Source organism: Pseudoalteromonas sp. 68 DY56-GL68 (assembly GCF_041414825.1).
Classification (GTDB): Bacteria; Pseudomonadota; Gammaproteobacteria; order Enterobacterales; family Alteromonadaceae; genus Pseudoalteromonas.
Map to the genome: position 1 here is coordinate 170,887 of NZ_JAOCZL010000021.1, position 20,330 is coordinate 191,216.

Consider the following 20,330-nt stretch of genomic DNA (forward strand, 5'->3'; position numbering starts at 1 on the left):
AGAAGGGCTCTTTAGTAAAAGAGCCCTATTTATGGTCACTCGATGTTAATGAGGGTACTGCTTACCTGCGAGTCATATGTCACAGTGATAACTGCGGTACCTAAATTATTAGCCTTACTCGTTACTCTAAAAGCCGCCTGCTGAGTACCAGGGTTGATTAGTTTGGCTGTTATTAAGTTGCTATCATTCGTGCTCCAAGTAGCAAACTCAGTGACATTTAAAGATTGAGGGCTTGAATTGTAATTTGCTGTTAATTGCAAATCTAATGTCTCTGATGATGAGATTGTATATTCGCTATTGCCTTCGTTTATCTGAATAGAATTGAGATCGTCATTACCTTCTATCACCAATGTCGCTATTTTTTGTTTTGGACCACACGAACCAATTAACTGTGTTACGCCTGGTTTTAAAGCTAAAATAGTTGCATTGTCATCCTCATCAGTACTGATATTTTCTGAAAGCCCAACTAAGCCTGCATTGATCACAGACCAATTGACACTCGGGTTGATATTAACAGCTTGCTCAGAAACACTTTCATCATAAGTTGCTTGCGCAGCGAGTTGGATTTGTTCGCCAACATTCAGTGTGATCTCATCCACTGTTTCTTCCGCAACAATTAGATTTAAACTTTCTAAATTGACAGGATCTGCAGTAACAACCAACTCTCCTGAAACATTATTGATTGTTCCAGTAACAGTTGTGTTTTCTATGTCTGCAGCAGAGGTATAAATGATGCCTTGGTTATTTATTTTAGCTGTGGAGTCTTCATCAATACTAAAATTAACACCTCTAATACTATTTTGGGCGATATACCCATCAGCATAGGTAATATCAGCCGATATTCTAGCAGGCATACAGGTGTTAATGCTCCCTGATGCTGGCGCTATTTGTTTTAACGAAATTGACGAGGCTGCCACATCACTGATAGAAATTTCCTCTTCATCAAAAATATCGTTAATAGTGGTTGCCGTTATGGTTAACAGCCCCTGGCTAGAGTCAGCATTTTTTAGAGCTGTTAGGAGCCCGCTACTACTTATTTTCGCGATGCTTTCATCACTTGTTTGCCAAGTTAACTCGTCAGTAATATCTCTCGAATCGCCGTTGCTATCAATACCGGTTGCAATTAATTGATGCGTTTCACCCGCTTTGAGTCGAACCTGACTATTTTCAATGCTGACGGTCTCAATAATAGTGCCATTTTCGCGAAGCTTTTCTAGCTCAACTTCTTTTGCTAGTTTTGATGAGTCAGTCTCTGAGCCGCAACCTAGAATTGAAGTGACAATAAGAGCAACAGTTGACAGCTTTGTAATGTTCGATATTTTTTTCATGGAATTCCTTTTGACTGACTACTTAAAATTGATAGGTGAAACCTAGCGTTACACCACTGATGTCAACATCATCGCCTTCAAACAAAGACTGGTAAGCAAGTCTTACATGTGTATTTTTAATGTAAGGCACTTCTTGATGTATTGCGACGCCCCATGCAAAACCATCGTAGTCATAGTCGGTAGGAAGCTCTTGGGAAGTTGAAGTTACTTTCATTTGAGTTTTCGCATAGCCCAATGAAACATCTAGGCCAAAACCATTGACGATATTTGATTGCATTACAAAATAAAGACCAACACTTTTATCAATATCGAAATTTATATTGTAGATATCATCATCATTACTTGAAACGAGGTATTGAGCTTCAAATGCCATATTTTTGTTACTTACCCCAGCTCTTAAAAAAGTGGCTGTTGGTTTGGCACTTTCGCTGCTGATCTCAATATCACTGAGCATGTAATCAACACCGAAGTAGGGCGTGTCAGCCTGCGAAGAGAAAGAGGCTGTGAGAATTAAAAGCGAGAATAAATGTTTCATAATCCATTATTTTGTGTTTATTTTAGGCGCAATGGTAACGCTTTGTAGTGACTCAAGCAAGCGAGCTTTACTTTATATATGTAGACATCGTTGATGTATGATTAAGCGAATTGGTATAACGAACATCTAAACTTTGGCTGCGGAGCGAAAAAATTTAGATGTTCATATAAAAAACGCTGATAGAGCTACTCTACACCAATAAAACCACCGGTTTGATGTGACCAAAGTGCAGCGTAAATCCCCCCTTTTTGGATTAGTTCCTCATGAGAGCCTTGTTCAACTACGCCGCCTTCATCAAGCACAATAAGTCTATCCATTTGTGCAATTGTTGATAAACGGTGGGCTATGGCAATAACCGTTTTGCCAGTCATTAAGTCATCTAGGCTTGTTTGTATAGCAGCTTCTACCTCTGAGTCTAAAGCACTGGTTGCCTCATCTAAAATAAGAATAGGGGCATCTTTTAATAACACACGGGCTATAGCGATACGTTGACGCTGTCCACCAGAAAGCTTAACACCGCGTTCACCCACTTGTGCAGCAAAACCTTTATTGCCTTTGCTGTCTTCTAAGTCTTCAATAAACTCAATTGCTTTTGCTTGTTTTGCTGCTGCTAGCATTTCTTGCTCAGAGGCATCAGGTCGTCCATAGAGGATATTATCTTTGACTGAACGATGTAATAAGGACGTATCTTGTGTGACCATCGCAATATGTTTGCGTAAGCTTTCCTGACTTACGTTGGCGATGTTTTTGCCATCAATACTAATTGAGCCTGAATCAACATCATAAAAGCGTAGTAACAGATTGACGAGTGTGGATTTCCCCGCACCAGAGCGGCCAACTAAACCTATTTTCTCGCCAGGCTTGATAGTAAGGTTTAATCCATCGATAACTGGGCCTCTGTTGGTTTCATTCGCCGCTTTTCCATAGTTAAACTGTACTGAATCAAACGTAATCTCACCTTGCGTTACAGCTAATGTTTCTGCGTTTGGTTTATCATCGACATCAATAGGTGTTGATAGGGTTTTCATGCCATCAGCTACTGTACCAATATTCTCAAATAAGCTACTGATCTCCCACATAATCCATTGAGCCATGCCATTTAAGCGAAGTGCTAAGCTCACAGCAATAGCAATTGCCCCCACTGATATTGCACTAATCGACCATAGGTACAGCGACAAAGCAGCAATACTAAATACAAGAAGGTAGTTTAGTGTATTGATTGAAAAGTTTAGGCTCGTTACTAAGCGCATTTGTTGATAAACAGGCTGTAAAAATACATCCATACTATCCTTGGCATATTGTTCTTCGCGTTGTGTGTATGAGAACAATTTGATGGTGGAGATATTCGTATAGCTATCTACCACTCGACCGGTCATTTCCGAACGAGCATCAGCTTGTGAACTCGCGATCTTTTTTAATCGTGGTACAAAGTACATTTGTATAGCGGCATAAAAGAGTAACCACACTAATAACGGGATCATTAGGCGCCAATCTGAGTCTGCAACTAGAAACACCATAGCGCCAAAGTAAACAACAATGTACATCAACACATCGAGTAGCTTCATGACAGATTCACGCACTGCCAGTGATGTTTGCATCACTTTCGTTGCTATTCGTCCGGCAAACTCATTTTGGTAAAAACCGATACTTTGTCGCAGCAAATAACGGTGTGCTAACCAACGGATCGACATAGGGTAATTACCAAGCAAGGCCTGGTGTAAAATTGCAGAGTGAAAAAAAACGACGATTGGCAAAACAACCAATAATATGACAGCCATTTTTATTAACTCTGACTTTTGTTGGTCAAACAATGTCTCTGGAGTGTATTGGCCTAACCAGTCAACTAGTTGCCCCATGTAGCTAAAGAGCGACACCTCTAAAATAGCCAAAGCTGCAGCACTTAGAGACATCAGTATCAGTGATAACTCCATGCCTCGAGTATAATGGCGGCAAAATGCAAATAACGTATTGGGTGGCTGGGAAGGCTGCTCTTTTGGAAATGGATTTATCATCCGTTCAAATAAACGATACATACACGACACTTTTCAAAGTAAGATTGCCTAACTATATCACTGAGCAGAATTTTTAGCAGTTGATTTACCTAAAAAACTATTAAAATACATCATGATTCAATTGTTTACATATCTTAATTGCCATGGAACTATAATAAGAAAAAGGAACTCACCATGAAAAAACTGCTTAGCTTATTTGCACTCATGATTAGCTTACCTATAAGTGCTTATCAAACAGACACTTTCACCTTTAAAGGTAATAAGACCGCGATAGAAAAACCGCTGACAATTACTTTACCTGACCACTACGAAGAGTCTAAAACCTACAATGTTGTTTACGTATTACATGGTTTTAGTGGTAATCACACTGACTGGACAAAGCTCACTAATATTGAACAACTTGCTGACCAATATAATGTTATCGTTGTTAATCCTGATGGTAACTTCGGCTCTTGGTATTTAGATTCTGAGGTCGACAAAACATCGCAATATGAAACATATATTGTTGAAGACGTTGTAAACTATATCGATTCTAATTATTCGACTAATCGGTCTAAAACTGGCCGAGCAATTACAGGGTTATCGATGGGTGGCTTTGGTGCGCTGCATATTGCGATTAATCATCCCCATCGGTTTGCAGCCGTTTCCGCGATGTCTGCGGGGGTTGATGTAAGACCTTTCAGTGCAGAGTTTGATCTTACTAAGGTGCTTGGTAATTATGCAGAAAATCAAGCAAGGTGGGATAGCATCGCGATAGTTAATAACCTTCATAAAATTGCAGCAGGTAATACAGCATGGAAAAAAAGCGCTGATAATCTTCCTATCATGCTCGATATTGGTGTTGATGACTTTTTTATTCAGCAAAATCGAGCCTTGCATCAAGCGATGTTAAAACTGCGTATTCGACATGATTATATTGAACGTCCAGGGATTCATGATTGGCATTATTGGAATAAAGTCATTCCCTATCAGTTTTTGTTTTTAACTTCTCATATGGCACCGTAACCACATGTTTCAACGTTTTCTTGTTCTATTAGCAATTGGTTTTTTTGGGTTTATCGGTTGGGTCATTTATCTTGCTAATACAGGTCAAAAATCGGTGTTTTTTGATTTAGTTGCTGCAATACCTTATGGCGATAAGCTAGGACATTTTTTCTTGTTTGGATTGCTCACACTATTTATAAATTTAGCGTTTAAGTTCAAAGCCAGTGTTATTGGGGGGGTTAAAATATATTGGGCTGCTTTAATTGTATTTACTTTTGTCTTCTTGGAGGAGTTCAGTCAATACTTTATTGCCACGCGTTCTTTTGATCTCGTTGATTTACTTGCGGATTTAAGCGGCATTGTATTTTTCTGTATCGTATCAACTTTTTTATCAAAAAAGTTGTACCCAACTAATACTTAATTACTCAGTTACTTGCTCGGTTTAGGCTATACTCATTTTATAGTCAGCTTGAAAGTCGCTTATGAAGAAAGAAACGCCTGAATACTTGTCTGATATTATTGAGCTTTTATTAGATGCTGTTTGTGTAGTAGACGCAAAGGGCTGCTTGCTTTTTACTAACCCTGCTTTTGAAACTATCTTTGGTTACACGCTTGAAGAAGCTATCGGTAGAAATATGTTAGATTTTGTCTACCCAGAAGACAGAGCTAAAACTATCAATGCTATTAATCAAATTGTTATAAATAATCAGCAACCACGTTTTGAAAACAGGTGGGTTAGAAAAGATGGCCGTATTGTGCATGTTTTATGGTCAGTTTATTGGTCTGAAGAAAAACAAGTCAGGGTGGCCATTGCTTATGATATTACCGAGCAAAAGAATCTCGAACAAAAACTGATTTATATGGCAGGTCATGATCCATTGACAGATTTACCTAATCGCAGCTTTTTGATTTCAGAGCTAGAAGAGTCATTATCTGTTGCTAATACAATATCGACAATTATCGCTGTCCTCTTTATTGACATAGATGGGTTTAAGCAAGTAAATGATTTTCATGGTCACGCAGCGGGTGACAAGCTATTAAAAACAGTTGCGAAACGTCTTCGTCACCAACTTAAAAAAGAAGATAGTGTAGGGCGTTTGGGGGGAGATGAGTTTGTTGTTATTTTAAACAGCATTAGTAATAAGCAAGATGTTGTTGAAATCGTTGACTTATTACGTCAAGAGATTTGTAAACCTCTTGAATATAATAATGAGTTTCTAAGTTACTCGCCAAGTATTGGTGCAGTTTTATTCCCCGAGCATTATGGTGATGCTGAGTATTTAATCCAATGTGCTGATAAGGCGATGTATAATGCAAAAAACTCAGGTGGCAATCGAGTCATTTTTTATCACAGCGGAATAAAACTCCCCAGTGTAAAACAGCCAGAGTAGTTTTAGAAAAAACGACCATTTAGGCTGATAAATCTTAGTATCGGCCTCATACTAAATTTAGTTTACCAATTGTTTTAACCTAATAATCTGTCTTCTAACTCATAACTATTGCGTGAAATGAAATATTAGTTAGCCTTGAATGATTCATTGAAGGAGTGAAACTATGTTTAAGCGTAAAATAATAACCACAAGTGGTGCTTTGTTTAGCTCATCACTATTATTAACAGCGGCAGCGCATGCCACGACACCTCAATACAAAGATCAACAAGCTTTGCATGATATTGCAAATGCAGTTTCAAAAACGCGTATAGAGCAAGACATTCAAACGCTGGTTGATTTTGGCACTCGTCACACCTTATCGGAAACAAAATCAAATACGCGCGGAATCGGTGCGGCAAGGCGCTGGATAAAATCTGAGTTCGAGGCTATTTCAAAAGCCTGTGGTAATTGCTTAGAAATTATCGAAGTAAAAGACACTATTTCTGGTGAAAAGCGTATTCCAAACCCAGTAGAGGTTGTCAATATCGTGGCTATTCAGCGCGGCCAAGTTGATGAAAATCGCATGATAATGATGTCCGGAGATATTGATTCGAGAGTCTCTGATGTAATGGACTATAAATCAGATGCGCCAGGGGCTAACGATAATGCATCCGGTGTGGCTGGTGTGCTTGAATCTGCGCGTGTTTTATCAAAGCATAAATTTAATGGCTCGATTGTTTATGCAGCACTATCTGGTGAAGAACAAGGCTTGTTTGGTGGTAAAATTTTAGCTAAATATGCACAAGAGCATAACTGGCGTGTTCATGGTGTTTTAAATAACGACATGATTGGTAATTCAACCGGCATTAATGGCGTTACAGATAACACAACAGCACGTATTTTCTCAGAAGGTACACGCGTTATAGAAACAAAAGAGCAAGCTCATAAACGCCGTTTTACCGGTGGTGAAGTCGACTCTGCAAGTCGTAACCTTGCACGCTACATTGATACAATTGCCGATAGATATATTGAAAATCTCGATACCATGTTGGTCTATCGACTCGATAGATTTGGTCGAGGAGGGCATCATCGTCCATTTAATGATGTTGGCTTTGCAGCGGTGCGCATTATGGAAACCAATGAAAATTACAATCAACAGCATCAAGACCTACGTACTGAAAATGGTATCACTTACGGTGACACCATCGATCATGTTGATTTTGCCTATGCGGCTAAATTAACCTCATTAAATGCTGTGACTATGGCGTCAATGGCCTGGGCACCAGCCCCGCCGACAGGTGTCAGTATTTCAGGTGCTGTAAAGCCAAGTACAACACTAGCTTGGCATAAAAGTGATGATCCAACTGTGGTTAGCTATAAAATTTATTGGCGTTATACCAGTGAACCACAGTGGCAGTTTAGCCGGGACGTTGGCAAGGTAACCGAAGCAACCCTTAAAAATGTCGTGATCGATAATTACTATTTTGGTGTCGTATCAGTGAACAAAGACGGTATTGAATCGCCGGTTGTGTTCCCTGGGGATGTGGGCGCATTTGAGTGGCCGAGTAAGTAAATTATTATGTGTCATAGCGTACTCCAATGTGCGCTATGATTGATCCTAATTCGCATTTCGACAAAGCTATTTTCTGTAATTAACCCTCTGTTAGCACCGTTAAAAATGTCTTCTCTTTTCATTTAAATCCACAACAAACAATATGCTCTAGCAATAAAGTTAACTTTGCGAGTGGCTCTCTCACATGATCACTTGACCTTTTAAACCGTTTTTATAGAGTAGTCTTCTCTCATTATTCTAAGTGATCGATCTTCTACAGGATAGAGTTTAATTAGTAACTAGTTATTTCAATAGCTTAAAAGAGGAGTTGGCATGCAATATCTACAAGGAATTCTGCAAACAGTAAAGGAATCTAACCCTAACGAACCTGAGTTTTATCAAGCTGTTGAGGAAGTACTATCATCGCTTAACCATGTTGTAGATGGTAATAATGATTTCAAAAAACTGGGCATTATCGAACGATTAGTTGAGCCAGAAAGGCAAATTATTTTCAGAGTTCCATGGCTTGATGATAACGGGAATGTGCATGTTAATAGGGGATATCGTATTGAGTTTAGCTCTACTCTTGGGCCTTTTAAAGGAGGTCTACGTTTTCATCCCAGCGTAAATCTTGGAGTCGTTAAGTTCTTAGGCTTTGAACAGATCCTCAAGAATGCGTTAACGGGTTTACCCTTAGGCGGCGCAAAAGGAGGTGCAGACTTTGACCCGAAAGGGAAAAGTGATAACGAGATTATGCGCTTTTGCCAGTCTTTCATGACAGAGCTATATAGGCACATTGGTGCTACAACGGATGTACCAGCGGGTGATATAGGCGTAGGTTCAAGAGAAATAGGCTATTTATTTGGCCAATACAAGCGCATAACTAATCAGTTTCAAGGGGTGCTCACGGGTAAGCCTTTACTGATGGGAGGCTCTGCATTAAGGGCTGAAGCGACAGGCTATGGCATAGCTTATTTTCTAAGTGCTATGCTTGATGCTAAAAATGACTCTTTAAAAGGAAAGCGTTGTCTCGTATCTGGCGCGGGTAATGTAGCATTGCATCTGATGGATAAGCTTAGCCAGTGTGATGCTATCGTTTTAACCTGTAGCGATTCAAAAGGGACTTTATACTGCAAAGATGGTTTAGATGTTGAGCTTGTTAAACACTTGAAAACCGAACAAGGAGCTGAACTTCGAGACTACTTAAACACGCACGCTGAAGCAGAGTTTACACCCGTTAATCAGTACCCAAGCAATGGCCATAAGGTATGGCAATATGAAGCTGATATTGCCATACCTTGTGCAACTCAAAATGAAATTACTAAAAATGATGCGAATTCACTTGTAGAGAATGGTTGCTTAATTGTATGTGAAGGTGCAAATATGCCTAGCACAGCAGAAGCGCTTACTGTTTTTAAAAAGCATAAGGTTTATCTTGGACCCAGCAAAGCCGCAAATGCGGGTGGTGTGGCAACTAGTCAGTTTGAAATGGCACAAAATGCTAGCATGCAAACATGGCGACCAGAGCAAGTTGATGAAAAACTCCAACAAGTTATGAGGACTATCTTCGAGACTGTTTCGACGACAGCGAAACAATATTCTCATAAGGACGACTTAAGCCTTGGTGCTAATATAGCTGGTTTCGAACGTGTAGCAGAAGCGATGATAAAACAAGGCGTTGTATAGCTGAGTAAGTGCCATTTTGGTAGCTTTAAGCGTTTATTGACTAAATCATTATGTACTTCTCTTTTCTTTAACTATGGTTAATGTGTTAACAAAAGGAGATAGCTTATGTCATTTATCGATGGATTTGTAGCCGCTGTACCAACAGCAAATAAAGAAAAGTACCTAGTTCATGCAGAGTTAGCAGCCGAAATATTTAAAGAATACGGTGCATAAAAGGTGGTCGAGGCTTGGGGAAGCGATGTTCCTGATGGAGAAGTAACTTCATTTCCTATGGCTGTTAAAGCTCAAGAGAATGAAACGGTGGTGTTTTCTTGGGTGATCTGGCCATCCAAAGATGCTCGTGATAACGGTTGGCAGAACATAATGGGCGACCCTCGAATGAGCCCTGAGAACAACCCCATGCCATTTGACGGTAAACGCATGATATATGGGGGCTTTGAGGCTATTTTAGATAAATAGAAAATGTGCTTTTAGCTAAAGCTCAGGTAATGCAGAGCTTTAGCTATCTCTTAATTAGGAGAATGTTTTTTCACTGAGCAACTCCTGCATTTGCTCACGCATTTTGAACTTTTGCAGTTTCCCGGTAACTGTCATTGGGTATTCATCTACAAAGCGAATATGTTTTGGTACTTTGAAATAGGCAAGCTTGTCTTTTAAAAAAGTGCGAATGGCATGCTCATCTAGCACTGCATCATCTTGTGGTTGTATCCACGCACACACTTCTTCGCCATATTTTTCATCGCTAATTCCAAAAATAGCGGCATCTTGGATACCTGGATAGGTGTAAAGTACCTCCTCTATTTCTCGTGGGTATATGTTCTCCCCGCCACGTATAATCATATCTTTAATGCGGCCAACAATAGAAACAAACCCTTCTTCGTCCATTACCCCTAAATCACCAGAGTGTAACCAGCCATCCTTATCGATGGTGGCATCCGTTTTCTCTTTATCGTTCCAATAGCAGCGCATGATACCCGCACCGCGACTACATACTTCACCTGGGATGCCAATCTGTTGAATATCACCCAGTTCATCAATAATTTTTACTTCGGTGTGGGCTAGAGCACGGCCGACAGTACTCACTTGCTTTTCAATTGGTGAGTCAGTTTCAGTCACATTGTTAATCGGGCTACATTCGGTTTGACCATAACCAATCACGACTTCAGTCATGTGCATTAATGAATGAACTTTGCGCATAACTTGCTCAGGACATGTCGAACCGGCCATGATGCCTGTTCGTAGACTAGATAAATCATATTGAGCGAACTCTTTGTGTTCTAATTCTGCTATAAACATGGTCGGTACACCATGAAGAGCGGTACAGCGTTCTTTTTCTACTACTTCAAGGGTTGTTTTAGGATCAAATGAATCACCAGGGAAGACTGCTGTTGCGCCCTTACTAATACACACTAAATTACCTAACACCATACCAAAACAGTGGTACAGAGGTACAGGAATACAGAGCTTATCCTGGTATGTTAGTTTCATAGCCTCAGCCATTAAAAAGCCATTATTGAGAATGTTTTTATGGGATAAGGTCGCGCCTTTTGGGTTACCAGTGGTACCTGATGTAAATTGAATATTGATATCTTGCTCGCAATGCAATGTAGCAGCTATCGCATCGAGCTCGAGTTTATGAGCATCTGTAGCGCGTTGCATAATATCATCAAAACTAAACATTCCTGGAGCTGGCTCATTACCAATACGGATTATGTTTTTTAAATGTGGAAGGGCATTTAGGTTTAATTCACCTGCATGTGAACTTTTTAGCTCAGATGCAAGTTCATTAAGCATACTTATATAGTTACTCGCTTTAAACTCACTTGCGGTAATGAGCGTTGAGCACTCAACGCTGTTAAGAGCATATTTTAATTCACTCGGACGATATGCAGGGTTAATACATACCATAATGGCACCAATTTTTGCGGTTGCGAATTGCGTTAAACACCACTCAATATTATTAGGAGACCAAATACCAACACGGTCTCCTGGTTTAACGCCAAGGGAGAGCAGCCCCATAGCGAGCTGATTAATTTGCTGTTGGTATTCTTTGTACGTCAGGCGGATGTTTTGATGATTAACAATAATAGCGGGGTGTTCAGGGTTATTGTCGACAATAGTGTCAAGGTACTGACCTATTGTTTTGTCAATCAAGGGAACGTCTGTAGCGCCTTGGAAATAGCTCTGTGTTAATGGGAGACTGTTACCATGTATGTTATTTGCTTGCATTGTGTTCTCCGTGTCCTATTAAATTGTTGTCATGGACTTGATGCGAAAATAGCTAACCCAATAGGTTGAATATTTTTTAGCATTAGCTTACATGTTTAACTAAGCATAGATTGTCGACAAATGAAAGTAATATAAGACTAATGTACAGAGTGTATTTTTAAGTGCAGAGGAAAGGATGGCTTTTTACAGACACAAAAAAACGTGCATAAGCACGTTTTAAGTATTGATGATGTTTAGGCTTAGGCTTCGCCTTGCTTGTATGTTTTACGCATCAGATAAACGTAGGCATTAATAAAGGCATTTTCTTGAAACTTTTTAAGGCCTGTATCTTCGAATGCAATAGGGAGAGGGTTACGTTTTAGTTGCTCTTTTATTGCCGTTGCGCTTAATATTTCTACATCTAGTTCTTCGATAAGTTGGATAGCTGTTTCCATCTTAAAACCTTTTGCACTACCGGCAAATTTACCTTTCGGTTGACGCTCTTTAATTGCTACAGAATCAATTTGATAGTCTTGCATTAGTTTTCTGAAATCAAATTGAAATTTACGCATAACTTCAGTGTCGTTACCGTTAGCTAAGGTAAAGCGAGTTTGTCTTATATCACGGATATCAAAGACATCATTATCTTTTGTTAAAATACACAGCAGTACGTCGCTGCCGGTAATTTCTACACCGCATGTTCTCATGGTCATTCTCTAAATAACTTAATTTTCGCAATTATAGCAAGTAACGACTTGAAAAACAGTTGCTTTAAAAATGAATTTTAATTGCAATCGCACTATGGTCACTGACGCTTATGTCTTCAAGTGTTTCGGCAGGATTTAAATGATCTTCAAAGCTTGAGTATGAGACAGAGCTGACTTTTGACATTGCACACTCAGGATTGAAATGTGCAGAAACAAGTATATAGTCAAGTACGCTACCACGGCGGTGATAATAATGACTGTAAGGCTTAGTATAGCCTGCTTTATTTTCATCACTAAATTGATACACATCCGTTAATCCGACCACAGGTTCATTCTGCTCAATGCATGGTTCACAACGTGTTGGATGGAAACCTTGTGTCATAAATGACAGTGTTGGGCTTGTAAGTACATCATTAAAATCACCCATCACAATAGTTGCACATTGCTTTTCACGCTGGGTCTTTAAAGCATCGTAATAAACAATAGACGCCTCAAGGGAGCGTGATATTTGCGATTGCATGGTTCCCACTGTCTGATGTAGTAATTGAAGTAATGGGTCTTCAAGATTGTGAATGTTTAAAATATGCGCCATTGATTGCACGCGTTGTGATTTAAAGTGAACAACATAACAACAAATGTCACCAAAAAAAGGGATTGAGATTAAGCATTTGATAGGGGTTCTATTGAACTTGAACTCATTTTGGTTATTCAAGTATTCAAGCAGTTCTGGGCAGGGGGTTAGTGGTTCACAGCTTTTTAAAGGGTACTTACTGGCTAAGGCGACAATAGGGTTGAAAAGTACCTGTGGATACAGCGCATCGTGACTTGGCGTGTCAACTATTTCAAAGTAGTCGTAACCTGCTTCTTTACATTGTATTTCCAGTGCTTGATAGCTAAAAACCTCTTGAAAAGCGACTATATCGGCTTGGGTTTGGTTTAGAAATTGGGCGATAAATTGCTGCTTTTGACGCCACTGGGTTTTATTATAATGTTCATGTTGCTGATAAAAAGAATAGGGTGGTGCTGTATAATTTAGCAAATTAAACGTTGCAAATTTAACTGTGCGAGGTTTTGACATCATATTTACCCAAAAAGTTATCTTCACTAAGTATGAAATGGGATAAGTAATTGTCAATTTAGTCTTCTAACTACTTGTATTTGAATTCACTAGCGGCGACAATGGTTGTTCATGTTTGCGAAGACTCAGTGAATATGAGCCTAAATAGGCACTAAATGGCAATGCTTATTCGTAAAAGCGTTGCAGAGTTTACAAATTAATTTTTTAAAAAATACATGTGATGCATTGTAGGCATCACCACTGTAGTAAGGATTTATAATGCCAGTTATTACCCTCCCTGACGGCAGTCAGCGTAGTTTCGAAAACCCAGTAAGTACCTATGATGTAGCAAGTGATATCGGTCCTGGCCTTGCCAAGGCAACCATTGCAGGCCGTGTTAATGGCTCACGTGTTGATGCATGTGATTTAATTACCGATGACGCACGCTTAGAAATCATCACAGCAAAAGAAGACGACGGTTTAGAGATCATTCGTCACTCATGTGCGCACCTTATTGGTCATGCAGTTAAGCAACTTTTCCCTGAAGCGAAAATGGCAATCGGTCCGACCATCGATAACGGTTTCTATTACGATATCGATATGGAGCATTCTTTAAGCCAAGACGATTTAGATGCAATTGAAAAGCGTATGCTTGAGCTTGCTAAAACAAACTACGATGTGGTTAAAAAGACCGTCAGCTGGCAAGAAGCGCGTGATACTTTTGAAGCACGTGGTGAAACATATAAAATGGAAATCTTAGACGAGAATATCGCAAAAGATGACCGTCCGGGTTTATACCATCACGAAGAATATGTTGATATGTGTCGTGGCCCACACGTACCAAATATGAAATTCTGCCAACACTTCAAAATAATGAAAGTGGCGGGTGCATATTGGCGTGGTGATTCAGAAAATAAAATGCTACAGCGTATTTATGGCACGGCATGGGCAGATAAAAAGCAACTTAAAGCGTATTTAAAACGTTTAGAAGAAGCTGAGAAACGTGATCACCGTCGTATCGGTAAAGCACTTGACCTTTGGCACTGGCAAGAAGAAGCGCCTGGCATGGTGTTTTGGCACAATGATGGCTGGAGCATTTACCGTGAACTAGAAGACTTTGTTCGTGAAAAACTACGTGAGTATGATTACGAAGAAGTGAAAGGTCCATTAATGATGGACCGTGGTTTATGGGAAAAATCAGGTCACTGGGATAAATACGCAGATGCCATGTTCACAACTGAATCTGAAAAACGTGAATATGCCATTAAACCAATGAACTGCCCAGGTCACGTACAAATCTTTAACCAAGGTTTAAAATCATACCGTGATTTGCCATTACGTATGGCTGAATTCGGTTGTTGTCACCGCAACGAACCATCAGGTGCATTGCATGGCTTAATGCGTGTACGTGGCTTTACTCAAGATGATGCGCATATCTTCTGTACTGAAGAGCAAATCATGGATGAGGTATCGGCATGTATCAAAATGGTTTACGACACATACGAAACGTTTGGTTTTGAGAAGATTGTAGTAAAATTATCTACTCGCCCAGAAAAACGTATCGGTGAAGATGAAATGTGGGATAAAGCTGAGCTTGCGCTAGCTGATGCATTAAAAGCAAACGACATTGAGTTTGATTATCTACCGGGTGAAGGTGCGTTTTATGGTCCGAAAATTGAATTTACATTGTATGACTGTTTAGACCGTGCATGGCAATGTGGTACAGTGCAGCTTGATTTTGCATTACCGGGTCGTTTAGGTGCAACTTATGTTGCTGAAAACAACGAACGTCGCACACCAGTTATGATCCACCGTGCTATATTAGGTTCAATCGAGCGTTTCATTGGTATTTTAACTGAAGAATACGCAGGCTTGTTCCCGACATGGCTTGCTCCTAAGCAAGTTGTGATCATGAATATCACAGATAAACAAGCTGATTATGTTCAAGAAATTGTACAAAAATTAAATAAACTTGGAATTAGAGCCGCTGCTGACTTGAGAAATGAGAAGATTGGCTTTAAAATCCGTGAACATACGTTAAAACGTATTCCATATTTACTTGTTGTTGGCGATAAAGAAGTTGAACAACAAGAAGTGGCAGTACGCACTCGCACAGGTGAAGACCTAGGCAAATTTAATGTTGATGATTTTGTAGCTAAAATTAGCGACGAAATAAAAAATCGACAATAAATCATGAGCGTGTAGGGCATAACAAACAGCCAACTACACGCTTTTTATTTTATATTCTTGGAGGATCGTACCATTAGAGGCGGCAAGAAAGGGCAACAAACAGCTCAAAAAAATCGTATCAACGAAGATATTACAGCTAAAGAAGTTCGTTTAATTGACATTGACGGCGAGCAAGCTGGCATCGTGTCATTAAAAGAAGCGCAAGCTATGGCAGATGATGCGGGTGTAGATCTTGTAGAAATTAGTCCTAATGCAGAGCCACCTGTATGCAAGGTTATGGACTACGGAAAGTTCATCTTTGAAAAAAGCAAAGAACTAAAAGAACAAAAGAAAAAGCAAAAGCAGATCCAGGTTAAAGAAATCAAATTCCGTCCAGGTACGGATGAAGGTGACTACCAGGTTAAGCTTCGCAACTTGCGTAAGTTCTTAGAAGCGGGTGATAAAGCTAAAATTACTATTCGTTTCCGTGGTCGTGAAATGGCTCACCAAGAAATTGGTATTGAATTATTAAATCGTGTTAAAGCTGATTTGGAAGATGTATCACAAGTTGAGTCTTTCCCAAATCGTGTTGAAGGTCGTCAAATGGTAATGATGATGGCCCCTATTGCTAAAAAGTAATAAACAAGCGATAATGCGCACCGAATTTATTTCAGGTCTCCAAGTAACAGCTTGCTGTTCACCTGAAATAACCGGTTTAAAGTAAAATTGCAGTTATATTGACTGAGTTTTCACCGGACATTGGCGGTAAGTTTGGCCTTATAAAGTAGAGTTATTTATTTACCTCTCGCCTGCTTGCCTAATCGTAAAGCAATACATTTGGAGTTATTGCAATGGCTTATAAGCTAAAAACTCACAGAGGCGCTGCTAAGCGTTTCAAAAAGACTGCTTCTGGCGGTTTCAAGCGTAAACAAGCGCATCTTCGTCACATTCTGACTAAGAAAACTTCTAAGCGTAAATTACACTTACGTCCTAAGATGATGGTTCATAAGAATGACCATGGTCTAGTTTCACGTATGTTACCATTCGCTTAATAGGAGTCTTCAGAAATGGCAAGAGTTAAACGCGGTGTTATCGCACGTGCACGTCACAAAAAAGTTTTAAAGCAAGCTAAAGGTTACTACGGAGCACGTTCACGTGTTTACCGCGTAGCTTTCCAGGCAGTTACTAAAGCGGGTCAATACGCTTACCGTGACCGTCGTGCTAAGAAACGTACTTTCCGTCAACTTTGGATTGCACGTATCAATGCAGCAGCTCGTCAAAACGGTCTTTCATACAGCCGTTTTATCAATGGTCTTAAAAAGACTTCTGTAGAAATCGATCGTAAGATCCTTGCAGATATCGCAGTTTATGACCAAGTTGCATTTGCAGCACTTGTTGAAAAAGCAAAAGAAGGCCTAGCGGCTTAATTCGCTTTTCATAAAAGTTTTAAAAAGGAGCCTTGTGCTCCTTTTTTTGATCTCAAACTCAAAACATTTCTTTGCGAAATAATTATATACGCATGTCATTAGCTCCATTTTTTTGTTGAATCACCGCAGTTTACGCAATCATTTCAGATTAGTTGTTATAATTTCTTCTAATTAAATAAGTATCGCACCTGAGAGTAATATGTTTGCTAGCTTAATGTTTTTATCTGCTGCTGTGACCATGGACAGTCACTTACCACCCTTAAAACCTTGGCAAGGTGAAAGTGTGACGTTGATGCAAGAAAAAGGTCCATTAACTACAGATTTTGAATTAAGTGGCGGTATGCGTTCGCCAAATTATGAAGATACCATGGCATTTGTTGATAGACTTGTGGCTGCCAACCCCACACAGTTTAAAGTACAAACAATAGCAACAAGCAGTGCAGGGCGTAAGATAAAAATGTTAGTTGCGAATGAGCAAGGTTTGTTCGATGCAGCGCAGTTAACGTCTGATGCTAAACCAACAATTTTTATTCAAGCAGGTATACACAGTGGTGAGATTGATGGCAAAGACGCCATGTTTATGCTGCTGCGTGACATTGCAACAGGCAAGCGCCGCGATATCTTGAGTAAAGTGAATATACTCTTCATTCCTATTTTAAATGTTGATGGACATGAAAGAAGTAGCCAATTCAATCGTATAAATCAGCGTGGCCCCGTTGAAATGGGCTTCAGAACCAATGGTTTAAATTTAAACCTTAATCGAGATTACACTAAGTTAGATACCCCAGAAGTGCGAGGTGTCTTGAAGGTTATTAATACGTTCAAACCCGATCTCTATGTCGATGTGCATGTTACTGACGGCGCTGATTATCAGTATGATGTAACGTATGGCTATAATCCTGTTTTTTCAAGTGAATCGCCCAGTGTTTCAGAAGCACTTGATACAATGTTCAAACCAATTATCGATGCTAAATTGACGAAAATGGGTCATATTCCTGGTCCGTTAGTTTTTGTTATGGATAAACGTGACTTTAAAAAGGGGTTAGCCGGTTGGGTCGCAACCCCCCGTTATTCAAACGGCTGGGGTGATTTGCGCTCTTTACCGAGTATTTTAGTTGAGAATCACTCTTTGAAGCCTTATAAACAGCGTGTACTTGGCACTTATGTGTTTCTAGATGGTGCCATTGATGCACTCGCAAAAAATAATCAAGCGTTACAAGCAGCGGTTAAAAAAGAACGTGAATTTAAACCTACGCAACTGGTGGTTGAGCGCAGCTATGCTACAGAACCAGATACACTGGTATTTAAAGGAATTAAATATACGCGTAGTAAAAGTGAGTTATCGGGGCAAGCGGAAGTAGCTTATCTTGGTGAAGAAGAAAGTTATGATGCATTGCCTATTTACTGGCAAAAAATCGTTAAAAAAACAGTTAATGTGCCTAGCGCCTTTTATATTTCGCCAGCTTATAGTGCAATTATTAGTAAATTAAAACTACATGGTGTTGAAGTGTTGCGTGTTAAGGACACTGGGCCTAAATCGTTAACACAGGCTTCGGTAAAAGACTATACTTTTGCTAACGTGCCTTTTGAAGGACGTTTTCGGGTTGAAGCAAGCTTCGATTACAAGAGTATCACTGATGTTGATGTAACTGGCTGGTATAAGGTATCAACAAATCAGCCATACTCAGAGCTAGCAACTCATTTGCTGCATCCTGAAGCACCTGATTCATTCTTTGCGTGGGGAGAATTCAATACTATTTTTCAGCGCACTGAGTATATGGAAAACTATGCGTTGATACCTTACGCAAAGCAAATGTTACAAGAGCAACCAGAGCTTGCGCTAGAGTTTGATCAAAAGGTCCGTGAAGATAAAGCCTTTGCTAAAGACCCAGAAGCACGTCTTAATTGGCTATACAAGCGATCACCATTTTATGATCAGGCTTATTTGCAGTATCCAATTTTAATGGCTTTTGAACAACCTTCAATGGAGCAATAAAATGAATGTTGTTACAGTTCCAGTAACAGGCTTTGCACAAAATTGTCGTATTGTTGTTTGTACAAATACCAATAAAGCGGCATTGATAGACCCTGGCGGGGACGCCGATAAACTAAGCGCAGAGCTTTGTGCATTAGGGTGTGAACTTGAATCTATCTTTTTAACCCATGGTCACCTTGATCACGTTGGTGCAGCGAAACAACTAGCTGATAAATTTGGTGTAAAAATCATTGGGCCACATCTTGATGATAAGTTTTGGTTTGATTCGTTACCAATGCAAGCGAAAATGTTTGGTTTTGCGCCGATTACGCCATTTTATCCAGATGCATGGTTAGCTCATGGTGACACAATCTATGTTGGAGAGACTTGTTTATCAGTTCGCCACTGCCCTGGGCATACTCCTGGGCATGTTGTTTTTTACCATGATGCATCAGAGCAAGTTTTCGTTGGTGATGTAATTTTTCAAGGCTCAGTAGGGCGTACAGACTTTCCTAAAGGGGACAGTGCGCAACTAATTGCATCTATTAAGTCTGAAATTTTGAGTCTAGCAGATGACGTTAAAATTCTTCCGGGGCACGGTCCGAATACGACCGTAGGCCATGAACGAAAAACAAACCCATTTATTAGTGGACGCTATGGCTGAAATTGCATTTTTTTTGCATAAATAATTGAAAATGAGCAGACTGATTTTTAAATCAGTAGTATAATTTAACCAATAACTTTAAAGAAAAAGAAATAAAATGTCTCTAAACCAAGTAGATCGCCAAATTTTGGCATTGTTACAGCAAGATGCTAGCTTATCAACGGCAGAAATTGCCGATAAAGTTGGTTTATCTCAATCTCCATGTTGGCGTCGTATCGCGAAGCTTGAGCAGGATGGCTATATCAAAGGTAAAGTTGCTTTGCTCGACGAAAAAAAGCTTGGCTTTGATATGTTGGTTTACGCCCACGTTCGCTTGTCTAACCACGGCAGAACAAATCTTGCTGAATTTGAACGTTTGATCATGAGTTATGATGAAGTCACTGAATGTTATAGTATGGCGGGGACAATGGACTTTATGTTGCGTATTATTTCAAAAGGAATAGAAGGTTATGAGCAGTTTGTTCGTGACAACCTTTTGAATCTAGAGTTCGTTCAAGAAGTACATTCGAATGTTACAATGACGTGTGTTAAACGTAGTACGTCGTTACCACTTTAGTTCTTTTATTTACTACACTTAGTCTTTTTCAAAAAACGGCTAGCATTTTATGGTGCTAGCCGTTTTGTTGTTAATAATTGTTAACGTATCGAGTTTTTGC

General features: G+C 39.6%; 18 protein-coding genes and 1 pseudogene. 13 read left to right on the forward strand and 6 right to left on the reverse strand.

Annotated features, from left to right (window positions below):
- Positions 1-35: 35 nt before the first annotated feature.
- The 3 genes from NYF15_RS15180 to NYF15_RS15190 form a co-directional block, all read right to left on the reverse strand.
- Positions 36-1,328 (reverse strand): Ig-like domain-containing protein, encoded by a 1,293-nt coding sequence (locus NYF15_RS15180; protein ID WP_371353994.1) that lies wholly within the window; start codon positions 1,326-1,328, stop codon positions 36-38.
- Positions 1,329-1,350: 22 nt separating this feature from the next.
- Positions 1,351-1,863, reverse strand: coding sequence for an outer membrane beta-barrel protein (locus tag NYF15_RS15185; protein ID WP_130149960.1), 513 nt, complete (start codon positions 1,861-1,863; stop codon positions 1,351-1,353).
- 185 nt (positions 1,864-2,048) lie between these two features.
- Positions 2,049-3,896, reverse strand: a complete 1,848-nt coding sequence (locus NYF15_RS15190; RefSeq protein WP_371353995.1) for an ABC transporter ATP-binding protein — start codon at positions 3,894-3,896, stop codon at positions 2,049-2,051.
- Between the two features lie 153 nt (positions 3,897-4,049).
- Here NYF15_RS15190 and NYF15_RS15195 point away from each other — a divergent pair, with 153 nt between their 5' ends.
- The 6 genes and pseudogenes from NYF15_RS15195 (at position 4,050) to NYF15_RS15220 (ending at position 9,926) form a co-directional block, all read left to right on the forward strand.
- On the forward strand, positions 4,050-4,880 hold the full coding sequence (locus NYF15_RS15195; RefSeq protein WP_371353996.1) for an alpha/beta hydrolase: 831 nt from the start codon (positions 4,050-4,052) through the stop codon (positions 4,878-4,880).
- 4 nt (positions 4,881-4,884) lie between these two features.
- On the forward strand, positions 4,885-5,280 hold the full coding sequence (locus NYF15_RS15200) for a VanZ family protein (RefSeq protein ID WP_130149957.1): 396 nt from the start codon (positions 4,885-4,887) through the stop codon (positions 5,278-5,280).
- 61 nt (positions 5,281-5,341) lie between these two features.
- A complete protein-coding gene (locus tag NYF15_RS15205) occupies positions 5,342-6,250 on the forward strand; it encodes a diguanylate cyclase domain-containing protein (RefSeq protein ID WP_130149956.1) in 909 nt (302 codons plus the stop codon).
- A gap of 163 nt (positions 6,251-6,413) precedes the next feature.
- The gene (locus NYF15_RS15210) at positions 6,414-7,802 is read left to right on the forward strand and encodes a M28 family peptidase (protein ID WP_371353997.1); all 1,389 of its coding nucleotides are present in this window, start codon (positions 6,414-6,416) and stop codon (positions 7,800-7,802) included.
- A 312-nt stretch (positions 7,803-8,114) separates the two neighbouring features.
- Positions 8,115-9,467, forward strand: a complete 1,353-nt coding sequence (gdhA, locus tag NYF15_RS15215; RefSeq protein WP_371353998.1) for an NADP-specific glutamate dehydrogenase — start codon at positions 8,115-8,117, stop codon at positions 9,465-9,467.
- 105 nt (positions 9,468-9,572) lie between these two features.
- Positions 9,573-9,926: pseudogene (locus tag NYF15_RS15220) on the forward strand (DUF1428 domain-containing protein).
- 54 nt (positions 9,927-9,980) lie between these two features.
- Here NYF15_RS15220 and NYF15_RS15225 read toward each other — a convergent pair.
- From NYF15_RS15225 to NYF15_RS15235, 3 genes are all read right to left on the reverse strand, one after another.
- The gene (locus NYF15_RS15225; protein ID WP_371353999.1) at positions 9,981-11,696 is read right to left on the reverse strand and encodes an AMP-binding protein; all 1,716 of its coding nucleotides are present in this window, start codon (positions 11,694-11,696) and stop codon (positions 9,981-9,983) included.
- 239 nt (positions 11,697-11,935) lie between these two features.
- Positions 11,936-12,382, reverse strand: coding sequence for a DUF3010 family protein (locus tag NYF15_RS15230; protein WP_130149949.1), 447 nt, complete (start codon positions 12,380-12,382; stop codon positions 11,936-11,938).
- Positions 12,383-12,446: 64 nt separating this feature from the next.
- A complete protein-coding gene (locus NYF15_RS15235) occupies positions 12,447-13,460 on the reverse strand; it encodes an endonuclease/exonuclease/phosphatase family protein (RefSeq protein ID WP_130149948.1) in 1,014 nt (337 codons plus the stop codon).
- Positions 13,461-13,718: 258 nt separating this feature from the next.
- Here NYF15_RS15235 and thrS point away from each other — a divergent pair, with 258 nt between their 5' ends.
- The 7 genes from thrS to NYF15_RS15270 all read left to right on the forward strand — a co-directional run bounded on the left by thrS (position 13,719) and on the right by NYF15_RS15270 (position 20,230).
- Positions 13,719-15,629 carry a threonine--tRNA ligase gene (gene thrS, locus NYF15_RS15240; RefSeq protein ID WP_371354000.1) on the forward strand — a complete coding sequence of 637 codons (1,911 nt, stop codon included), beginning with the start codon at positions 13,719-13,721 and terminating at the stop codon, positions 15,627-15,629.
- Between the two features lie 57 nt (positions 15,630-15,686).
- Positions 15,687-16,247 (forward strand): translation initiation factor IF-3, encoded by a 561-nt coding sequence (infC, locus tag NYF15_RS15245; RefSeq protein ID WP_083515308.1) that lies wholly within the window; start codon positions 15,687-15,689, stop codon positions 16,245-16,247.
- Between the two features lie 212 nt (positions 16,248-16,459).
- On the forward strand, positions 16,460-16,660 hold the full coding sequence (gene rpmI / locus NYF15_RS15250) for a 50S ribosomal protein L35 (RefSeq protein ID WP_054554888.1): 201 nt from the start codon (positions 16,460-16,462) through the stop codon (positions 16,658-16,660).
- Positions 16,661-16,675: 15 nt separating this feature from the next.
- Positions 16,676-17,035, forward strand: a complete 360-nt coding sequence (gene rplT, locus NYF15_RS15255; RefSeq protein WP_062569157.1) for a 50S ribosomal protein L20 — start codon at positions 16,676-16,678, stop codon at positions 17,033-17,035.
- 199 nt (positions 17,036-17,234) lie between these two features.
- A complete protein-coding gene (locus NYF15_RS15260) occupies positions 17,235-19,031 on the forward strand; it encodes a M14 family metallopeptidase (RefSeq protein ID WP_371354001.1) in 1,797 nt (598 codons plus the stop codon).
- Position 19,032: 1 nt separating this feature from the next.
- A complete protein-coding gene (locus tag NYF15_RS15265; protein WP_371354002.1) occupies positions 19,033-19,674 on the forward strand; it encodes an MBL fold metallo-hydrolase in 642 nt (213 codons plus the stop codon).
- Between the two features lie 97 nt (positions 19,675-19,771).
- The gene (locus NYF15_RS15270) at positions 19,772-20,230 is read left to right on the forward strand and encodes an Lrp/AsnC family transcriptional regulator (protein ID WP_036968198.1); all 459 of its coding nucleotides are present in this window, start codon (positions 19,772-19,774) and stop codon (positions 20,228-20,230) included.
- Positions 20,231-20,330: the final 100 nt, after the last annotated feature.